General features: G+C 64.0%; 13 protein-coding genes. 7 read left to right on the top strand and 6 right to left on the bottom strand.

Annotated features, from left to right (window positions below; all coding sequences use genetic code 11):
* The first annotated feature begins 423 nt into the window (after nucleotides 1-423).
* Both hrpA and LOY42_RS19300 read left to right on the top strand, forming a co-directional pair.
* A complete protein-coding gene (hrpA, locus tag LOY42_RS19305; RefSeq protein ID WP_139672958.1) occupies nucleotides 424-4,329 on the top strand; it encodes an ATP-dependent RNA helicase HrpA in 3,906 nt (1,301 codons plus the stop codon).
* Nucleotides 4,330-4,546: 217 nt separating this feature from the next.
* A complete protein-coding gene (locus LOY42_RS19300) occupies nucleotides 4,547-5,668 on the top strand; it encodes a beta-ketoacyl-ACP synthase III (RefSeq protein ID WP_102684409.1) in 1,122 nt (373 codons plus the stop codon).
* Between the two features lie 182 nt (nucleotides 5,669-5,850).
* Here LOY42_RS19300 and LOY42_RS19295 read toward each other — a convergent pair whose 3' ends face one another.
* Nucleotides 5,851-7,095 carry a putative porin gene (locus tag LOY42_RS19295; protein WP_139672955.1) on the bottom strand — a complete coding sequence of 415 codons (1,245 nt, stop codon included), beginning with the start codon at nucleotides 7,093-7,095 and terminating at the stop codon, nucleotides 5,851-5,853.
* Nucleotides 7,096-7,334: 239 nt separating this feature from the next.
* Here LOY42_RS19295 and LOY42_RS19290 point away from each other — a divergent pair, with 239 nt between their 5' ends.
* On the top strand, nucleotides 7,335-8,462 hold the full coding sequence (locus LOY42_RS19290) for a GNAT family N-acetyltransferase (protein WP_258598872.1): 1,128 nt from the start codon (nucleotides 7,335-7,337) through the stop codon (nucleotides 8,460-8,462).
* 128 nt (nucleotides 8,463-8,590) lie between these two features.
* On the opposite strand, the gene LOY42_RS19285 is transcribed toward LOY42_RS19290, so the two are convergent.
* The 4 genes from LOY42_RS19285 to LOY42_RS19270 are packed head-to-tail and all read right to left on the bottom strand — an operon-like array spanning nucleotide 8,591 to nucleotide 12,775.
* The gene (locus LOY42_RS19285) at nucleotides 8,591-10,423 is read right to left on the bottom strand and encodes an ABC transporter ATP-binding protein (RefSeq protein WP_139672949.1); all 1,833 of its coding nucleotides are present in this window, start codon (nucleotides 10,421-10,423) and stop codon (nucleotides 8,591-8,593) included.
* A gap of 51 nt (nucleotides 10,424-10,474) precedes the next feature.
* Nucleotides 10,475-11,032 carry a peptidylprolyl isomerase gene (locus LOY42_RS19280; protein ID WP_102684413.1) on the bottom strand — a complete coding sequence of 186 codons (558 nt, stop codon included), beginning with the start codon at nucleotides 11,030-11,032 and terminating at the stop codon, nucleotides 10,475-10,477.
* Entirely contained in the window at nucleotides 11,026-11,838 is an 813-nt protein-coding gene (locus tag LOY42_RS19275) for an alpha/beta fold hydrolase (RefSeq protein ID WP_139672943.1), read from the bottom strand. Before LOY42_RS19275 ends, LOY42_RS19280 begins: the two co-directional genes overlap by 7 nt.
* A gap of 13 nt (nucleotides 11,839-11,851) precedes the next feature.
* The gene (locus LOY42_RS19270) at nucleotides 11,852-12,775 is read right to left on the bottom strand and encodes a LysR family transcriptional regulator (RefSeq protein ID WP_028693074.1); all 924 of its coding nucleotides are present in this window, start codon (nucleotides 12,773-12,775) and stop codon (nucleotides 11,852-11,854) included.
* A gap of 50 nt (nucleotides 12,776-12,825) precedes the next feature.
* Here LOY42_RS19270 and LOY42_RS19265 point away from each other — a divergent pair, with 50 nt between their 5' ends.
* The 4 genes from LOY42_RS19265 (at nucleotide 12,826) to LOY42_RS19250 (ending at nucleotide 16,066) form a co-directional block, all read left to right on the top strand.
* A complete protein-coding gene (locus tag LOY42_RS19265; protein ID WP_139672940.1) occupies nucleotides 12,826-13,140 on the top strand; it encodes a 3-phosphoglycerate kinase in 315 nt (104 codons plus the stop codon).
* 110 nt (nucleotides 13,141-13,250) lie between these two features.
* The gene (locus tag LOY42_RS19260) at nucleotides 13,251-13,850 is read left to right on the top strand and encodes an FMN-dependent NADH-azoreductase (protein ID WP_139672937.1); all 600 of its coding nucleotides are present in this window, start codon (nucleotides 13,251-13,253) and stop codon (nucleotides 13,848-13,850) included.
* A 283-nt stretch (nucleotides 13,851-14,133) separates the two neighbouring features.
* The gene (locus LOY42_RS19255; protein WP_139672933.1) at nucleotides 14,134-15,015 is read left to right on the top strand and encodes a carboxylate/amino acid/amine transporter; all 882 of its coding nucleotides are present in this window, start codon (nucleotides 14,134-14,136) and stop codon (nucleotides 15,013-15,015) included.
* A 166-nt stretch (nucleotides 15,016-15,181) separates the two neighbouring features.
* Nucleotides 15,182-16,066 (top strand): LysR family transcriptional regulator, encoded by an 885-nt coding sequence (locus LOY42_RS19250; RefSeq protein WP_139672930.1) that lies wholly within the window; start codon nucleotides 15,182-15,184, stop codon nucleotides 16,064-16,066.
* 43 nt (nucleotides 16,067-16,109) lie between these two features.
* On the opposite strand, the gene aepX is transcribed toward LOY42_RS19250, so the two are convergent.
* Entirely contained in the window at nucleotides 16,110-17,000 is an 891-nt protein-coding gene (gene aepX / locus LOY42_RS19245) for a phosphoenolpyruvate mutase (RefSeq protein WP_139672927.1), read from the bottom strand.
* Between the last annotated feature and the right edge of the window lie 6 nt (nucleotides 17,001-17,006).

The following is a 17,006-nucleotide window of genomic DNA, read 5'->3' as shown; positions in this document are numbered from 1 at the left end:
AGCGGTCAGGCTGAGTCAATCGGCCAAGGGTGGCCGGGTCGGGTCAGGGGTGCGTAAGCGAAGTGTCCGGTGGGCGCGCGTGGCGGCAGTGCCACAGGGCCCAGAAGGCGAGGATGATGTGCACCAGCGGATTTTCTCCGACACAGGCCCTGGCCTTCGGCAGCGAAGGATGGGGCAGCGGGCGGGCGATCATCGGGGTGGGAAGCATCTCTCGATACTCACATGGCCGGTAAGGTTGATTAAATCAGTGAATGGCGACGTTCATTCCGGTGGGAGCTAAACATTCGTGCAGGGCCCGTGTCGGGCTTGACCTGCGCCAGAGCCGCAACAGGCAGCATCCCGCGGGCAAATCTGCGACAATCGCGCCTCTTACGCCTGCCGATCATGAAAAAGCAGCACTCGCCTGCATCATTAAAAAGCCCCATGACAGACCACGCCATCGACCAACTGCTGAAGAACCTCGACCACGCCATGATCGCCGACCGCCATCGGTTGCGCCGGCAATTGCACGAGCTGCGCAAGCGCCCCGACGAGGGCAAGCTCGCGCAGTGGGTGGAAAAGGTACAGGCCTCCTGCGCCCAGGTCACCGCGCGCCAGCAGAGCGTGCCGAGCATTCGCTACGACGACAACCTGCCCATCGCCGCCAAGCGCGACGAGATCAAGAAGGCCCTGGCCGAGCACCAGGTGTTGGTCATCGCCGGCGAGACAGGTTCGGGCAAGACCACCCAGTTGCCGAAGATCTGCCTGGAGTTGGGCCGTGGCAGCCACGGCCTGATCGCCCACACCCAGCCTCGGCGAATCGCCGCGCGCAGCGTCGCGGCGCGGGTCGCGGAGGAGCTGGGCACGCCGTTGGGGGCGCTGGTGGGCTACCAGGTGCGCTTCGAAGACCAGAGCGATTCGAATACGCTGGTCAAGCTGATGACCGACGGTATCCTGCTGGCCGAGACCCAGCACGACCGCTTCCTCGAACGCTATGACACGATCATCGTCGACGAGGCTCACGAGCGCAGCCTGAACATCGATTTCCTGCTCGGCTACCTCAAGACCTTGCTGCACCGCCGCCCTGACCTGAAGCTGATCATCACCTCGGCGACTATCGACCTGGAGCGCTTCTCCAAGCACTTCGACGGCGCGCCGATCATCGAGGTGTCCGGCCGTACCTACCCTGTGGAAACCTGGTACCGCCCGCTGACCAGCGAACAGGATGAGGAGGGCAACCAGGTCGAGGACGACCTTTCCGTTGACCAGGCGATCCTTGCCAGCCTCGACGAGATCGCCCAGTACGAGCGCAGCCAGGGCAAGGGCCCGGGCGATGTACTGGTGTTCCTGCCCGGCGAGCGCGAGATCCGCGACGCCGCCGAGATCCTGCGCAAGGCGCAGTTGCGCCACACCGAGATTTTGCCGCTGTATGCGCGGCTGTCGCCAGCCGAGCAGCAGCGGATCTTCCAGTCCCACAGCGGCCGGCGCGTGGTGCTGGCGACCAACGTCGCCGAAACCTCGCTGACCGTGCCGGGCATCCGCTACGTGATAGACAGCGGCACCGCGCGCATCAGCCGCTACAGCTACCGCGCAAAGGTCCAGCGCCTGCCCATTGAGGCGGTGTCCCAGGCCAGCGCCAACCAGCGTAAAGGCCGTTGCGGCCGGGTCGAGCCGGGCATCTGCATCCGCTTGTACAGCGAGGACGACTTCAACGGCCGGCCGGCGTTCACCGATCCGGAGATCCTGCGCACCAACCTGGCGGCGGTGATCCTGCAGATGCTGCACCTGCGCCTCGGCGCCATCGACGCCTTCCCGTTCATCGAGCCGCCGGATGGCAAGGCCATCAGTGACGGCTTCAACCTGTTGCAGGAGCTGTCGGCGGTCAATCGCGAGAACCAGCTGACGCCGCTGGGCCGCCAGCTGGCGCGTCTGCCGATCGATCCACGGTTGGGCCGCATGCTGCTCGAAGGCGCCCGTCAGGGCAGCCTGCAGGAAGTGCTGATCGTCGCCAGCGCATTGTCGGTGCAGGACCCTCGCGAACGCCCACCGGAGCGTCAGCAGGCCGCCGACCAGGCCCACGCCCAGTGGAAGGATGTCGATTCCGACTTCGCCGCGCTGGTCAACCTGTGGCGCGGCTTCGAGGAGCAGCGCCAGGCGCTGACCGCCAACCCGCTGCGCAACTGGTGCCGCAAGAACTTCCTCAACTACTTGCGCCTGCGCGAGTGGCGCGACGCCCACCGCCAGCTGGCGCTGATCTGTCGCGACCTGCAATTGACGGTGAACAAGGATGCCTGCGACTACCAGCGCATGCACAAGGCGATTCTCAGCGGCCTGCTCAGCCAGATCGGCCAGAAGACCGAGGAGGGCGACTACCAGGGCGCACGCCAGCGGCGGTTCTGGATTCACCCGTCGTCGGGCATTGGCCGCAAGCGGCCGCAGTGGGTGATGGCCGCCGAACTGGTGGAAACCACCAAGCTGTATGCGCGCATGGTGGCCAAGATCGAGCCGGACTGGATCGAGCCGCTGGCCACCCACCTGATCAAGAAGAACCACTTCGAACCGCACTGGGAGAAGAAGCGCGGCCAGGTGGTGGCCTACGAGCAGATCACCTTGTACGGGTTGATCCTGGTCGGACGCCGCCCGGTGCATTTCGGTCCGATCGACCCCGTCACTTCCCGCGAGCTGTTCATCCGCGATGGCCTGGTCGGCGGCGAGATCCAGTCCCGGGCCAAGTGCCTGGCGGCCAACAAGCGCCTGCTGGAGCAGCTCGACGAACTGGAGGCCAAGGCCCGCCGGCGCGACATTCTGGCTGACGAAGAAACCCTGTACGCCTTCTACGAAGCGCGCCTGCCCGCGGAGATCCACCAGACCGCGACCTTCGATGCCTGGTACCGGATGACCAGCCAGAAGGACGCCAACTTGCTGATCATGCGCGAGGAGGACGTACTGGCCCGCGAGGCCAGCGAGGTCACCGCAGCGCAGTACCCCGACCATCTGCAGGTGGGCGAATTGCGCCTGTCGCTGAGCTACCACTTCGAACCGAACCACCCCCGTGACGGCGTCACCGTACGGGTGCCGGCGCCGTTGCTGCCCAACCTGCCGGGCGAACGCCTGGAATGGCTGGTGCCGGGCCTGCTCGAGGCCAAGTGCATCGCCCTGGTGCGCAACCTGCCCAAGGCCCTGCGCAAGAACTTCGTGCCGGTGCCGGACTTCGTCAAGGCGGCACTGTCGCGCATGGTCTTCGGCCAGGGCGCGTTGCCCCAGGCACTGGGCCATGAGCTGCTGCGCATGACCGGGGCGCGGGTGTCCGACGAGGCCTGGGCGGAAGCGACCGGGCTGGTCGAGGGCCATCTGCGCATGAACATCGAAGTGGTCGATGCCCAGGGCAAGTTCCTCGGCGAGGGCCGCGACCTGGCCGAACTGACTGCCCGTTTTGCCGCCGCCAGCCAGGCCGCCCTGGCCTTGCCGCGCAACGACAAGGCCGAGCAGCCGGTGCAGGCCAAGGTATTCGAGCAAGTGGCGCAGACCGCCCAGCAGAAGATTGCCGGGCTGTCGATGACCGTGTACCCGGCACTGGTCGAGGACAACGGCACGGTGCGCGAGGGGAGGTTCTCGACCCAGGCTGAGGCCGAGTTCCAGCACCGACGTGCCCTGCAGCGCCTGCTGCTGCAACAGCTGGCCGAGCCGGCCAAGTTCCTGCGCGGCAAGCTGCCGGGGCTGACCGAATTGGGCTTGTTGTATCGCGAATTGGGCCGGGTCGAGGCACTGGTGGAGGATATCCTGTTGGCCAGTCTCGACAGTTGCGTGCTCGAAGGCGAAGACCCGCTGCCCCGTGATGGCGCGGCCCTGGCCTCGCTGGCCGAACGCAAGCGTGGCAATTGGAGCGAGCATGCCGAGCGCCTGGCGCGCCTGACCTTGGAGGTGCTCAAGCTGTGGCATGGCTTGCAGAAGCGCTTCAAGGGCAAGATCGACCTGAGCCAGGCGGTGGCGCTCAACGATATCAAGCAGCAACTGGCCAACCTGGTGTATCCGGGCTTCGTGCGCGAGACGCCGGGGGCCTGGTTCAAGGAATTGCCGCGGTATCTCAAGGCAGTGGAACTGCGCCTGGAGAAGCTGGGGTCGCAGGTACAGAAGGACCGGGTGTGGAGTGGCGAGCTGGCCAATTGCTGGGCGCAATACCAGGCCCGTGCCGACAAGCATGCCCAGGAAGGCAAGCGCGATGAGCAACTGACCTTGTACCGCTGGCTGCTGGAGGAGTACCGGGTGTCGTTGTTTGCCCAGCAATTGGGTACCAAGGTGCCGGTTTCCGACAAGCGACTGAGCAAGCAGTGGAGTCAGGTGGAAGCCTAACCGTTGCAACTTGTGGCAAACTTGACGGAATTTTGGGTCGTTTTGCGGCCCATCGCTGGCAAGCCAGCTCCCACAGGGGACGTATTGAACTGTGGGAGCTGGCTTGCCAGCGATCGAGGGCGCAGCCCTCGTCCATGAATTGGTACCAAGGTGCCATTATGTTGCCCTTTTCCCGGCCTGCGCCGCATGGCGATGGCCTTTGACCAGAGGAACGACCGTGCACAACGTCGTCATCAGCGGCACCGGCCTGTATACCCCGGCCCAGAGCATTTCCAACGAAGAACTGGTGGAGTCCTTCAACACTTGGGCACAGCGCTTCAACCGTGACAATGCCGCCGCCATCGAGCGTGGCGAAGTCGAGGCGGCGCCGCTGTCCGATGCCGCCTTCATCGAAAAGGCCTCGGGCATCAAGAGCCGCTTTGTCATGGACAAGGCTGGCATCCTCGACCCGCAGCGCATGAAGCCGCGCCTGCCGGAGCGTTCCAACGACGAACAGTCGATTCTCTGCGAAATGGGCGTTGCCGCTGCGCGTCAGGCGCTGGAACGTGCCGGGCGCACTGCCGCCGATGTCGACGGGGTGATTGTCGCCTGCTCCAACCTGCAGCGCCCGTACCCGGCCATCGCCATCGAAGTGCAGCAGGCGCTCGGTATCGAGGGCTTCGCCTTCGACATGAACGTCGCCTGCTCGTCGGCCACCTTCGGCATCCAGACGGCAGCCAACAGCGTGCAGTTGGGCCAGGCCCGCGCGGTGCTGGTGGTCAGCCCGGAAATCTGCACCGGCCACTTGAACTTCCGTGACCGCGACAGCCACTTCATTTTCGGTGACGCCGCCACCGCGGTACTGATCGAGCGTGCTGACCTGGCCACCTCCGCGCACCAGTTCGATATTGTCAGCACCAAGCTGTGGACCGCGTTTTCCAACAACATCCGCAACAACTTCGGCTTCCTCAACCGCGCCGCGGAAGAGGGTATCGGCTCGCGGGACAAGCTGTTCGTGCAGGAAGGCCGCAAGGTATTCAAGGAAGTCTGCCCGAAGGTCGCCGAACTGATCGGCCAGCACCTGGATGAAAACGGCCAGCAGCCGAGCGATGTCCAGCGTTTCTGGCTGCACCAGGCCAACCTGAGCATGAACCACCTGATCGTCAAGAAGCTGCTGGGTCGGGAAGTGGACGAGCAAGAGGCACCGGTGATTCTCGACCGTTATGCCAACACCAGCTCGGCAGGCTCGGTGATTGCCTTCCACCTGTACCAGGATGACCTGGCCAAGGGGGCGTTGGGTGTGCTGAGCTCGTTCGGTGCGGGTTATTCGATTGGTAGCGTGATCCTGCGCAAGCGCTGATACCCGTTTCGCCTGCTCCGGCCCTATCGCCGGCAAGCCGGCTCCCACAGTGGTGCATATTTCTCTTGGGAGTCAGCTTGCCGGCGATAGGGCCGGAGCATTTCTGACAGAGCAAAAAAAGCGGGAAATGCTGGATGGGGTCAGCATTTCCCGCTTCAGGGTGGAGCAAAGGAGCCTGGCGCTTAGAACTTCGCTTCCAGGTCCACCTGCAGCGTATCTACGTCAGCATCGCTGTTCGGCAGGTTGGAGAAGTCGGTCTTGGCCATCAGGTAGGCCGCGCCCAGTGAGAAGTTCTTGTCGATCTCGTAGCCGACCTTGAACTTGTGGCCACGCGACCCGGTGAAGCCGTTGCCGAAGTCGGAGTCGGTGAAGGCGCTGACCACCGCGTTACGCTGCACGTCGCGGTAGTTGTAGTCCAGGCTCCAGGCGCCGACCTTGGTTTTCAGGCCGGCCAGCCAGGCCTTGTCCTTGCCGTCGGTACTTTCGGTGTTCTTGACGAACTGGCCATAGGCCGAGAGTGGGATGGCAAAGCCGGTGAAGTCCACCTGGCCGAAGCCTTCCACCAGGTTGAACTCGTTGGTGGTGTTACCCAGGGCACGCAGGACGGTCGACTCCTTGTCGTTGTCGTAGCCGTAGATGCTGCCGCCCACGGTGAACTTGAGGGTGTCGGCCGCGTTGAACTTGGCACCCAGCTGGCCGTGGTACAGCTGTGCGTCGTGCTTGAACTGCACGCCGTCGCCGTCGACGTTGTCCTTGAGGGTGTAGTGGCCGGCACTGCCGAACAGTTCGGTGGCGCCCAGGTTGGTCTTGTAAGTGACCGCCACGCCTTCGGGGTTGATATCGCTGTCCCAGATGATGTCGCCCATGCTCACCCATGGCTGAGCCATCTTGCCGCCGATCAGGTGCAGGTTGGGGATGGCGGTCGGGTGCCAGTCGAGGTAGGCCAGGTCGACCCACAGCGATTTCTTCTCGAAGTAGTTGTCCAGGCTTTGGTTGGTCGAGCGGGCATCGGCGCTGCTGCCGGTGGCCACACGCACGCCGGCGTCCACTTGCGGGTTGATCTCGCTGTAGAAGCCGACACGGGCGCGGACGCGCTCACGGTCCTGGTTGCCACTGCGCGAGATCGGGTTGTCGACGTTGACGTCTTCGTAACGCAGGCGCACATCACCCTTGATCTGGGTCTTGGCGGCCCACGCCACTTTCTGTTCGAACGAGCTCATGCGTTCGGACTGGGCTTTCTGGTCGGCCTTTTCCTTGGTTTCCTTTGCCAGGTCGCCCTGCAGTTCGTTGTACTGCGCCTGGTTGATCGAGCCATTGGCGCGGAGCATTTCGAGCAGCTTGGCGTCGACAGCAGCACTGGCCGGAGTACTCAGAGCCAGCATCATGCCGGTGAGGCTCATTCCGGTAAGTGTAGAAACAAGACGCATAAGGTTCTCCCTGTTGGAAAAAGTGGGGAGGCTCAAGCGCCCGCCCCCAAGTTGGCATGTCTTCGGAAAGGGCCTGACTAGACAGGTTCTGGGGTTCCGGAAAACAGGCGCAAGTATTGCGGGGGCGAATGACAGAATAATGTCCGAATAGTGGCACTGGTGTTAAGTCAGCAAGGGGTCATTTGAGTGTCACGGCTGGTTTGGCAATACTGGCTCCTTGTTCATAGCGAGTTGCATCCGTGATCAGCCTTCATAGCCTTGCCCACCTGCGCGACCTGCCGGCGACCACCTGGGACGCACTGGTGCCCGACGGCCAGCCGTTCCTGCGCCATGCCTTCTTCACGGCCATGGAGGACAGTGGCAGCGTGGTGCCTGACACTGGCTGGGCCGCCGAGCACCTGGTGCTGGAGCGCGACGGTGAGGTCCGGGCGCTGCTGCCGGCGTACCGCAAGTGGCATTCGTTCGGCGAGTACGTGTTCGACCATGGCTGGGCCGATGCCTGCGAGCGCGCAGGTATTGCCTACTACCCCAAGCTGCTGGGTGCCGTGCCGTTCAGTCCGGTAAGCGGCCCACGCCTGTTGGCCGCTGACCCGAGTGATGGCCTGTTGCTGTTGCAGGCCATCCCCGAGTACCTGGGCAAGGGCGGGCTGTCGGGCGCGCATATCAACTTCACCGATACTGCGCTGGATGAGGCGCTCACCGGTCTGCCAGGCTGGATGGAACGCCTGGGTTGCCAGTTCCATTGGCGTAATCGGGGTTATCGCGACTTCCAGGACTTTCTCGACAGCCTCAGCTCACGCAAGCGCAAGCAGATGCGCAAGGAGCGCGAACAGGTGGCGGGGCAGGGGATCGACTTCGCCTGGTACCGGGGCGACGAGCTGAGCGAGGCGCAGTGGGATTTTGTCTACCTGTGTTACGCCAACACCTACGCCGTGCGCCGGCGCGCGCCCTACTTGACCCGTGAATTCTTCAGCCTGATCGCCGAGCGCATGCCCGAGGCCATCCGTGTGGTCATCGCCCGCCAGCAGGGGCGCGAGGTGGCCATGGCGCTCAGCCTGATCGGGGGTGACAGCCTGTATGGACGGTATTGGGGGTGCCTGGACGAATTCGACCGTCTGCATTTCGAGACCTGTTTCTACCAGGGCATGGATTTCGCCATTGGCGAAGGGCTGCAGCGTTTCGATGCCGGGGCCCAGGGTGAACACAAGTTGATTCGCGGCTTCGAGCCGGTGATCACGCGGTCGTGGCATTACCTGCTGCATCCGGGATTGCGCCGGGCGGTGGAGGATTTTCTGCTGCAGGAGCGGGCGGGGGTGAGGGCGTATGCCGAAGAGGCGCGCGGGATGCTGCCGTATCGCCAGGCATGAAGATCAAGGGGCACGTGGGAGCGGGCTTGCCCCGCGATGGCGTCAGATCAAGCTGTCGTGTCGCCTGATCTGACGCCATCGCGGGGCAAGCCCGCTCCCACTCCGATTTTCCCATGCCGTTTTCTGTATCAATCCACCCCGACGAACCCACCCGTCTGGTGATGCCACAGCCGCGCATACAACCCACGTTGCGCCAACAGCTCGGTGTGGCTGCCACTCTCGACGATATGCCCCTTGTCCAGCACGATCAGCCGGTCCATGCGGGCGATGGTCGACAGGCGGTGGGCGATGGCGATCACCGTCTTGCCCTGCATCAGCGTCTCCAGGCTCTCCTGGATAGCCGCTTCGACCTCCGAGTCCAGCGCCGAGGTCGCCTCGTCCATGATCAGGATCGGCGCGTTCTTCAGCAGCACCCGGGCGATGGCGATGCGCTGGCGCTGGCCGCCGGAGAGCTTCACGCCGCGCTCGCCGACATGGGCGTCGAAGCCGGTGCGGCCCTGGGCATCGGACAACTGCGGGATGAACTCGTCGGCCCGTGCCCGGCGGACAGCCTCCCAGACTTCCTCGTCACTGGCATCGGGGCGGCCGTACAGCAGGTTGTCGCGGATCGAGCGGTGCAGCAGCGAAGTGTCCTGGGTGATCATGCCGATCTGCGCGCGCAGGCTGGCCTGGTTGACCTCGGCGATATCCTGGCCGTCGATGAGGATGCGCCCGCTGTCGATGTCGTACAGGCGCAGCAGCAGGTTGACCAGGGTCGACTTGCCGGCGCCGGACGGGCCGATCAGGCCGATCTTCTCGCCGGGGCGGATATCCAGGTTCAAGGCATCGATCACCTTGCCGCCCTTGCCGTAGTGGAAGTCGACATGGTCGAAGCGCACCGCGCCGCGGCTGACCTTGAGTGCCGGCGCGTGGGGCTTGTCGCTGACGGTGACCGGCTGGGCGATGGTCTGCAGGCCGTCCTGGACCATGCCGATGTTCTCGAAGATGCCGTTGACCACCCACATGATCCAGCCGGACATGTTGACGATGCGGATCACCAGGCCGGTGGCCAGGGCGATGGCGCCGACGCTGATCAGCGACTGGCTCCACAGCCACAGGGCAAGGCCCGTGGTTGCGACCACCAGCAGGCCGTTCAGCGAGGTGATGACCACGTCCATGCTGGTGATCACCCGCGAGGCCAGCTGGGTCTTCTCGGTCTGCTCGCTGATCGCCTCGCGAGCGTACTGCTGCTCGTAGTCGGTGTGGGCGAACAGCTTGAGGGTGGCGATGTTGGTGTAGCCGTCGACAATGCGCCCCATCAGTTTGGAGCGTGCGTCGGAGGAGATCACCGAGCGTTCCTTGACCCTTGGCACGAAGTAGTACAGCGCGCCGATATAGCAGGCGATCCACACCAGCAACGGCAGCATCAGCCGCCAGTCGGCCTCGGCGAACAGCACCAGCGCGCTGATGGCGTAGATCAGCACGTGCCACAGCGCGTCTACCGCCTGCACCGCTGAATCACGCAGGGAGTTGCCGGTCTGCATGATGCGCTGGGCGATGCGCCCGGCAAAGTCGCTCTGGAAGAAGTTCAGGCTCTGCTTGAGCACGTAGGTGTGGTTTTGCCAGCGGATCAGGCTGGTCATGCCCGGGCTGATGGTCTGGTGCACCAGCAGGTCGTGCAGGCCAAAGAACACCGGCCGCAGCACCAGCACCACCACCAGCATCCAGATCAGCTCGCCACTGTGCTCGCTGAAGAAGTTGGCGTTGGGTGTGCCCTGGGCCAGGTCGATGATCCGGCTCAGGTAGCTGAACAGCGCCACCTCGATCAATGAGGCGATCAGCCCGACGATCAGCAGGGCGAGGAAGCTCGGCCAGACCTGGCGCAGGTAATAGAGATAGAAGGGCCAGACCTTGCCGGGAGGCGCCTCGCTCGGCGCCTCGCGGAAGATGTCGATCAACTGCTCGAAACGACGGTACAGCATGGGTGACGACACTCCTGTTCGACCCGACTCACGTCCCTGTGTGGTGCGGGATCAGTCGATGCGTTTGGCCGACTTGATGTACACCGGGTCGGCCGGCACATCGCGCATGCCTTTCTTGACGGTGGTCGGCGAGTTGACGATCTGGTCGACCACCTCCATGCCCTTGGTGACCTTGCCGAACACGGCGTAGCCACGGTCGCGGCCCGGGTTGAGGAAGTCGTTGTCGGCGACGTTGATGAAGAACTGGCTGGTGGCCGAGTTCGGGTCGGAGGTACGAGCCATGGACAGGGTGCCACGGGTGTTCTGCAGGCCGTTGCTGGCCTCGTTGCGGATCGGATCCTTGGTCGGCTTCTGCACCATCTGCTCGGTGAAGCCACCGCCCTGGACCATGAAGCCAGGGATCACACGGTGGAAGATGGTGTTGTTGTAGAAGCCGCTGTCCACGTACTGGAGGAAGTTCTTGGTACTGATCGGCGCTTTTTCTGCGTTCAGCTCGATCTCGATCTTGCCGAAGCTGGTGACCAGCTCAACGTGCGGGGTCTTGTCGGAGGCCATGACGCTGGTGGCGAAGGCGACCGAGCAGGCGGTGAGCAGAAGTTTTTTCAGCATGGGCTCAATGATCCTTGAGAGGTGGAAGCGGCTGCGAGGAACTGCAGCAGGGTCTGGTTGAAGACCTCAGGTTGGTCCAGGGGCGTAGCGTGCCGCGAATCGTCGATGACCGCCAGTCTGGCGTTGGGCATCAGGGCGACGTAACGTTCTTTCAGTTGTATCGGTGTGTAATCGTGGTCGGCGGCGATCACCAGGGTGGGACAGCGGATCTGGCCGATGCGTTCCTGTACGCCCCAGTCGACGATGGCGTCGAAGCTTTTCAGATACGCACGCTTGTCGTTGCGCGCCCAGCGCTCGGCCATCTTGCGCCGCAGTTCGGCCTGCTCCGGCTTGGGAAACAGCCGTTCGGCCAGACCCTTGCCGACGGTCTCGACGCTGAGCAGGCGCGCCAGTCCCCAGCGCTTGAGCCACCAGATCCAGTCGCTGCGGGTGCGGCGCTTGACCTGCGGGGCACTGTTGACGATGCACAGGCTACGCAGCCACTCGGGGTGGTCGACGGCGAACTGGAAACCGACCATGCCGCCCATGGACAGGCCCACGAAGTGCACCGGGCCGGTGTCCAGGTGACGGAGCAAGGCCAGCAGATCCTCGCTGAAAGTCTTTATCTGGTAGCCCGAGCGAGGCTTGGACGATTGCCCGTGGCCACGGATGTCCATGAGGATCACCCGGTACTGGCGGGCGAGCTCGGGCACCTGCAGTTCCCAGTCCTGGCTGCTCGAACCCAGCCCGTGCAGCAGCACCAGGGGCTCGCCCTGACCGTGTTCCTCGTAATGCAACTGGCATCCTTGCTGTTCGAAAACGGCCATGGGCGCGGTCCTCTCAGGCTTGCGGGGGGGCTGCGAAGGGCACGTCCAGCGGCGCGGTGTCGAAGTTGCGCAGCAATTCGATGAGAATCTGCGTGGCCGGGCCCAAGGTCTTTTCCTTGCTGGAGTAAAGGTAGAACAGTGGATGGCGGCTGCCACCCTGATCCAGCGGCAGGGGCTTGAGCACGCCTTCGCGCAGCTCGCGCTCGATCATGTGCCGGGGCAGCCAGGCAAAGCCCAGGCCGCTGCCGACGAAGGTGGCTGCGGTACCCAGGCTGCCCACCGTCCAGCGCTGCTCGGCGCCGAGCCAGCCGACATCACGCGGCTGGGCCCGACCGGAGTCGCGGATCACCACCTGCAGCTGGCTTTCCAGGTCCTGGAAGGTGATTTCGCGGCCCATGCGGTGCAGGGCATGCTCGGGATGGGCGACGGCGATGAACTCCACCGGGCTCAGTTCAGTGCCCAGGTAACCGCCGATGTTGAAGCTGCTGATGGCAAGGTCGGCGATGCCTTCGTGCAGCACTTCCTCGACCCCGGACAGCACCTCTTCACGCAGGCGCACCCGGCAACCGCGGCTCTGCGGCATGAACGCCGCCAGGGCGCGCACCAGTCGGGCGCTGGGGTAGGCGGCGTCGACCACCAGGCGCACCTCGGCTTCCCAGCCCTGCTCCATGTGATGAGCCAGGTCTTCCAGTTGGCTGGCCTGTTTGACCAGTTGCCGCGAGCGGCGCAGCAGCACGCTACCGGCCTCGGTCAGCACCGCCTTGCGCCCATCGATGCGCAGCAGCGGCACGCCCAGTTGTTCCTGCATGCGCGCCACGGTGTAGCTCACCGACGATTGCGAGCGGTGCAGGGCCTCGGCGGCCTGGGCGAACCCGCCGTGGTCGACCACCGCCTGCAAGGTCCGCCACTGATCCAGGGTAACGCGCGGTGCTTTCATCCAGGGCTCCTGTTGTCCTAAGCTGCGCTCTTCCCAAGGAGAGCGCCCGTATGAAGAAATGTTGTGCGGCTTTGCTGTTGTGCCTGCCCCTCGGGGCCATGGCTTACCCGATCGACGTGGAGAAGGACCTGACCGGGGTCAAGGTCGACTACACCGCCTACGACACGGCCTACGACATCGGCTCGATCAGCCTCAACAACTATGGGCAGGTGCCGGCGGCGTGCAAGGTCATTTTCCGCAACGGCCCCGAGGCGCCACGGGTGCGCCGGGTCAACGTGCCCGCCGGCAGGAGCGTGGATGTCACCGCCAAGTTCAACCGGCAGATCATCAGGCTGCGCATCGTGCTTGACTGCAAAGCGGAATAAAACAGATTAATCGATAGGTTGACCCCACTTTTTACGCTTTTTTATCGATAGGTCAACCACTAATCTCACCTCCATCGAATCGCCACCCCTTACCGCCGATGGAGGCTCCCATGTCCCACGTTCTGATCATCGAAAGCAGCGCCCGCCAGCAGGATTCCGTTTCTCGTAAACTGACCCAGGACTTCATCCAGCAATGGCAAGCAGCGCATCCGGCCGACGAGATCAAGGTGCGCGACCTGGCCGTGAACCCCGTGCCGCATCTGGACGCCAACTTGCTCGGCGGCTGGATGAAGCCCGAGGAACAGCGCAGCACCACCGAGCGTGAGGCACTTGAGCGCTCCAACGTGCTAACCGACGAATTGCTGGCCGCCGACGTACTGGTGATGGCTGCGCCGATGTACAACTTCACCATCCCCAGCACCCTGAAAGCCTGGCTTGACCACGTGCTGCGCGCCGGCATCACCTTCAAGTACACCCCGACCGGCCCCCAGGGACTGCTCAACGGCAAGCGCGCCATCGTGCTGACCGCCCGCGGCGGTATCCATGCCGGTGCCAGCAGCGATCACCAGGAACCCTACCTGCGCCAGGTGATGGCTTTCATCGGTATCCATGACGTGGACTTCATTCATGCCGAGGGGCTGAACATGAGCGGCGAGTTCCACGAGAAAGGCCTGAACCAGGCCAAGGCCAAGCTGGCCGCGGTGGCCTGAGCCGCGACGAATTCCCAACCCTGACACCTTGTTGCTCCTTTGGGTGTGCCTGCCCGGCCATAGAGATGGCCGGGCTTTTTTTGCTCACAGACAGTGCGCATCCTGTGCCGGCCTGATCGCCGACAAGCCAGCTCATGGATACAGCGCAGTCCTTGAGAATTGTGCGGTCGGTGTGGGAGCCGGCTTGCCGGCGATGGGCTGCGCAGCAGCCCCACAATCCCCATGGTTGAACTGCCCAGGCCCAACCCGCTAAGGTCCCCGCCTTGATCCACGAGGGCCAACCATGGGCTACCTGATAATCGTCGCGCTGATCCAGGCGTACTCCTTCAACCTGATCGGCGAATACCTGGCCGGCCATGTCGACAGCTACTTCGCCGTGCTGATGCGGGTGGTGCTGGCCGGGTTGGTGTTCCTGCCACTGACCCGCTGGCGCCAGGTCGAACCACGCTTCATGCGCTCGATGCTGCTGATCGGTGCGCTGCAGTACGGCATCACCTATGTCTGCCTATACCTCAGCTTCCGCGTGCTGACGGTGCCGGAGGTGCTGTTGTTCACCATCCTCACCCCGCTGCATGTGACCTTGATCGAGGATGCCCTGAACCGGCGCTTCAACCCCTGGGCGCTGCTCGCCGCCCTGGTGGCGGTGGCCGGCGCGGCGGTGATCCGCTTCGACACGGTCACCGGCGAGTTCTTCATCGGTTTCCTGCTGCTGCAGCTGGCCAATTTCACCTACGCCGCCGGCCAGGTGCTGTACCGTCATCTGGTGGCCCGCCACCCCAGCGACCTGCCGCACTACCGCCGGTTCGGCTATTTCTACCTGGGCGCGTTGCTGGTGGTGTTGCCGGCCTTCCTGCTGTTCGGCAATACCCAGCACCTGCCGAGCACTGACACCCAGTGGCTGGTGCTGTTGTTCCTCGGCCTGTGCCCGACGGCGCTGGGGTTGTACTGGTGGAACAAGGGCGCTTGCCTGGTCTCCGGCGCCACCCTGGCGGTGATGAACAACCTGCATGTGCCGGTGGGCTTGCTGCTCAACCTGCTGATCTGGAACCAGGACGAACCGCTCGGGCGCCTGGCCATTGGCGGTACGGTGATTCTCGCATCGGTCTGGTTGAGCCGCCTTGGGGGGCTGCGGGCAGGGCTGCCGGGGGCTGCCTCGTCGCGCTGAGGTCTCTGCACGAGAAGAAGGCGCCCGCAGGGCGCCTTCGTCACATTCACGGGGGCAATACCAAGGCAGGCTTTGCCCGGCCGACGGTGGCAGGCAAGATGGACGCAGGCGGCTCAAGATCGCCCGTTCCGACAATGGATTTGCCTGACACTACAAGGAAGAGACCGTGAACCTTGACCTGACCGACCTGAAACTGTTCATCAAGATCGCCGAGTCCCCCAGCCTGACCCAGGGTGCCAAGCGTGCATGCCTCTCGCCAGGGGCCGCCAGCATGCGCATCAAGTCGATGGAAGCCGAGCTTGGCGAGGGGCTTTTCCATCGCCAGCACAAAGGGCTGGTGCTGACCCTGGCAGGTCAGCGGTTGTTGATCCATGCCCGCAAGATCCTGCGCCAGCTCGAAGTGCTCAAGGCCGAATTCGACCACCGCGAAGAGGCTGACGGGGCAAACATGCGCATGTATGTCGCAGGTTTCAGCGCATTCGAGTCGACCCAGCGCCGGCTGGTGCGCTATCTCGCCGATCACGCCAATGTCGCTATCGACCTGCAGCAACGCACGGCCGTGGATATCGTACGCGGCATTCGCGAGGGCGCCGTTGACATGGGCGTGGTGCTCGGCAGTGACCCTGTGGAGGGTTGCGCCTCGATCGCCCTGCCGGTGCTCAACTATGTGGCGGTGCTGCCCAGGCATCATGCATTGGCTGCCAGCGCCTCATTGCGCCTGGGCGAAGTGCTGCGCCACCCGCAGGTCGGGTTGGCGAGCGACAGTGCACTGTGCCGTCTGATCGAGCAGCAGGCCGATATCGATGGCGTCGCGGCCCAGTTCAGGATCAAGGTGTCGGGGGTCGAGTCGCTGTGCCGGATGATTGCCGAAGGGGTCGGTATCGGTATCGCGCCGGATGCGGCGGTACAGCCTTATCTCGATGGCTGTGGCCTGGTGGCCCGACGCCTCGATGAAACCTGGGCACGCCAGCAGCACATGATGCTGGTCAGGCATTTCGAACGCATGCCACGGCATGTCACCGAACTGGTTTCCTACCTGGGCGCCGCCTGAGCAAACCCGGCAAAGGGGCCGCACAGCGGCCCCTATGGGGTGGTCATCGTGTACCGGGCACCAGGCTGAGGATTTCATCGATGGGCATGCAGGCCGGCTCGATCTCATAGGCCCGGTCGTGCTCGAGGATGCTGGTGGCGACCTGACGCATGGCCGAGTAGGCGCCGCGCAGCATGTGGTTGGCGTAGATCACCGCATTGAAACCGGCATTGGCCAGGCACGAGAAGGTCAGTTGCGGGTAGCTGGTCGGCACGCAGACCAGGGGTGTGTGCGGGTGGGTCTGCTTGAAGCGGCGGGCGAATTCGAGGATCTCCTCGCCCGTGCTCTTGCGGCTGTGGATCATGATGCCGTCGGCGCCGGCCTCGGTGTAGGCCCGACAGCGTGCGAGGGCGTCATCCAGGCCTTTTTCCAGGATCAGGCTCTCGCAGCGGGCGAAGATCATCATCGAGCCCCCCAGGCGATGGTGGGTGCCGACCCTGATCTTGTCGCAGAAGTGCTCCACGGTTTCCTGCTCCTGGTGCACGCTCAGGCCCAGCAACGAGTTCTTCTTCAGCCCGCATTTGTCTTCGATGACGATCGCCGACACCCCGGCTCGGGCCAGCCACTGCACATGGATGGCGAAGTGCTCGATCTTGCCACCGGTGTCGGCGTCGTAGATCAGCGGCAGGTCGCAGACCGCGAGGATTTCGTTCAGCCGTTCCAGGCGGTCGCTGGGCGAGAGGATCTCGATGTCCGGCAGGCAGCGCTGGGTCGAGTCCGTCAGCGAACTGGACCAGATGGCATCGTAGCCCAGGCTGGTGTCGCCGGCGTCGAGGCGCACGCTCTTGGCCAGCATGGCCGAGATCGGGCTGTGTGCCTCGAGTACCCGCAGGCAGGCTTTTTCACTGAACAACTGGCGCAGGTCGATGCGCGCGTCACGCTTGATCACGTTCATATGCCT

This window comes from Pseudomonas sp. B21-023, from assembly GCF_024749165.1.
GTDB lineage: Bacteria > Pseudomonadota > Gammaproteobacteria > Pseudomonadales > Pseudomonadaceae > Aquipseudomonas.
This window is presented reverse-complemented; position numbering and strand designations above follow the sequence as displayed.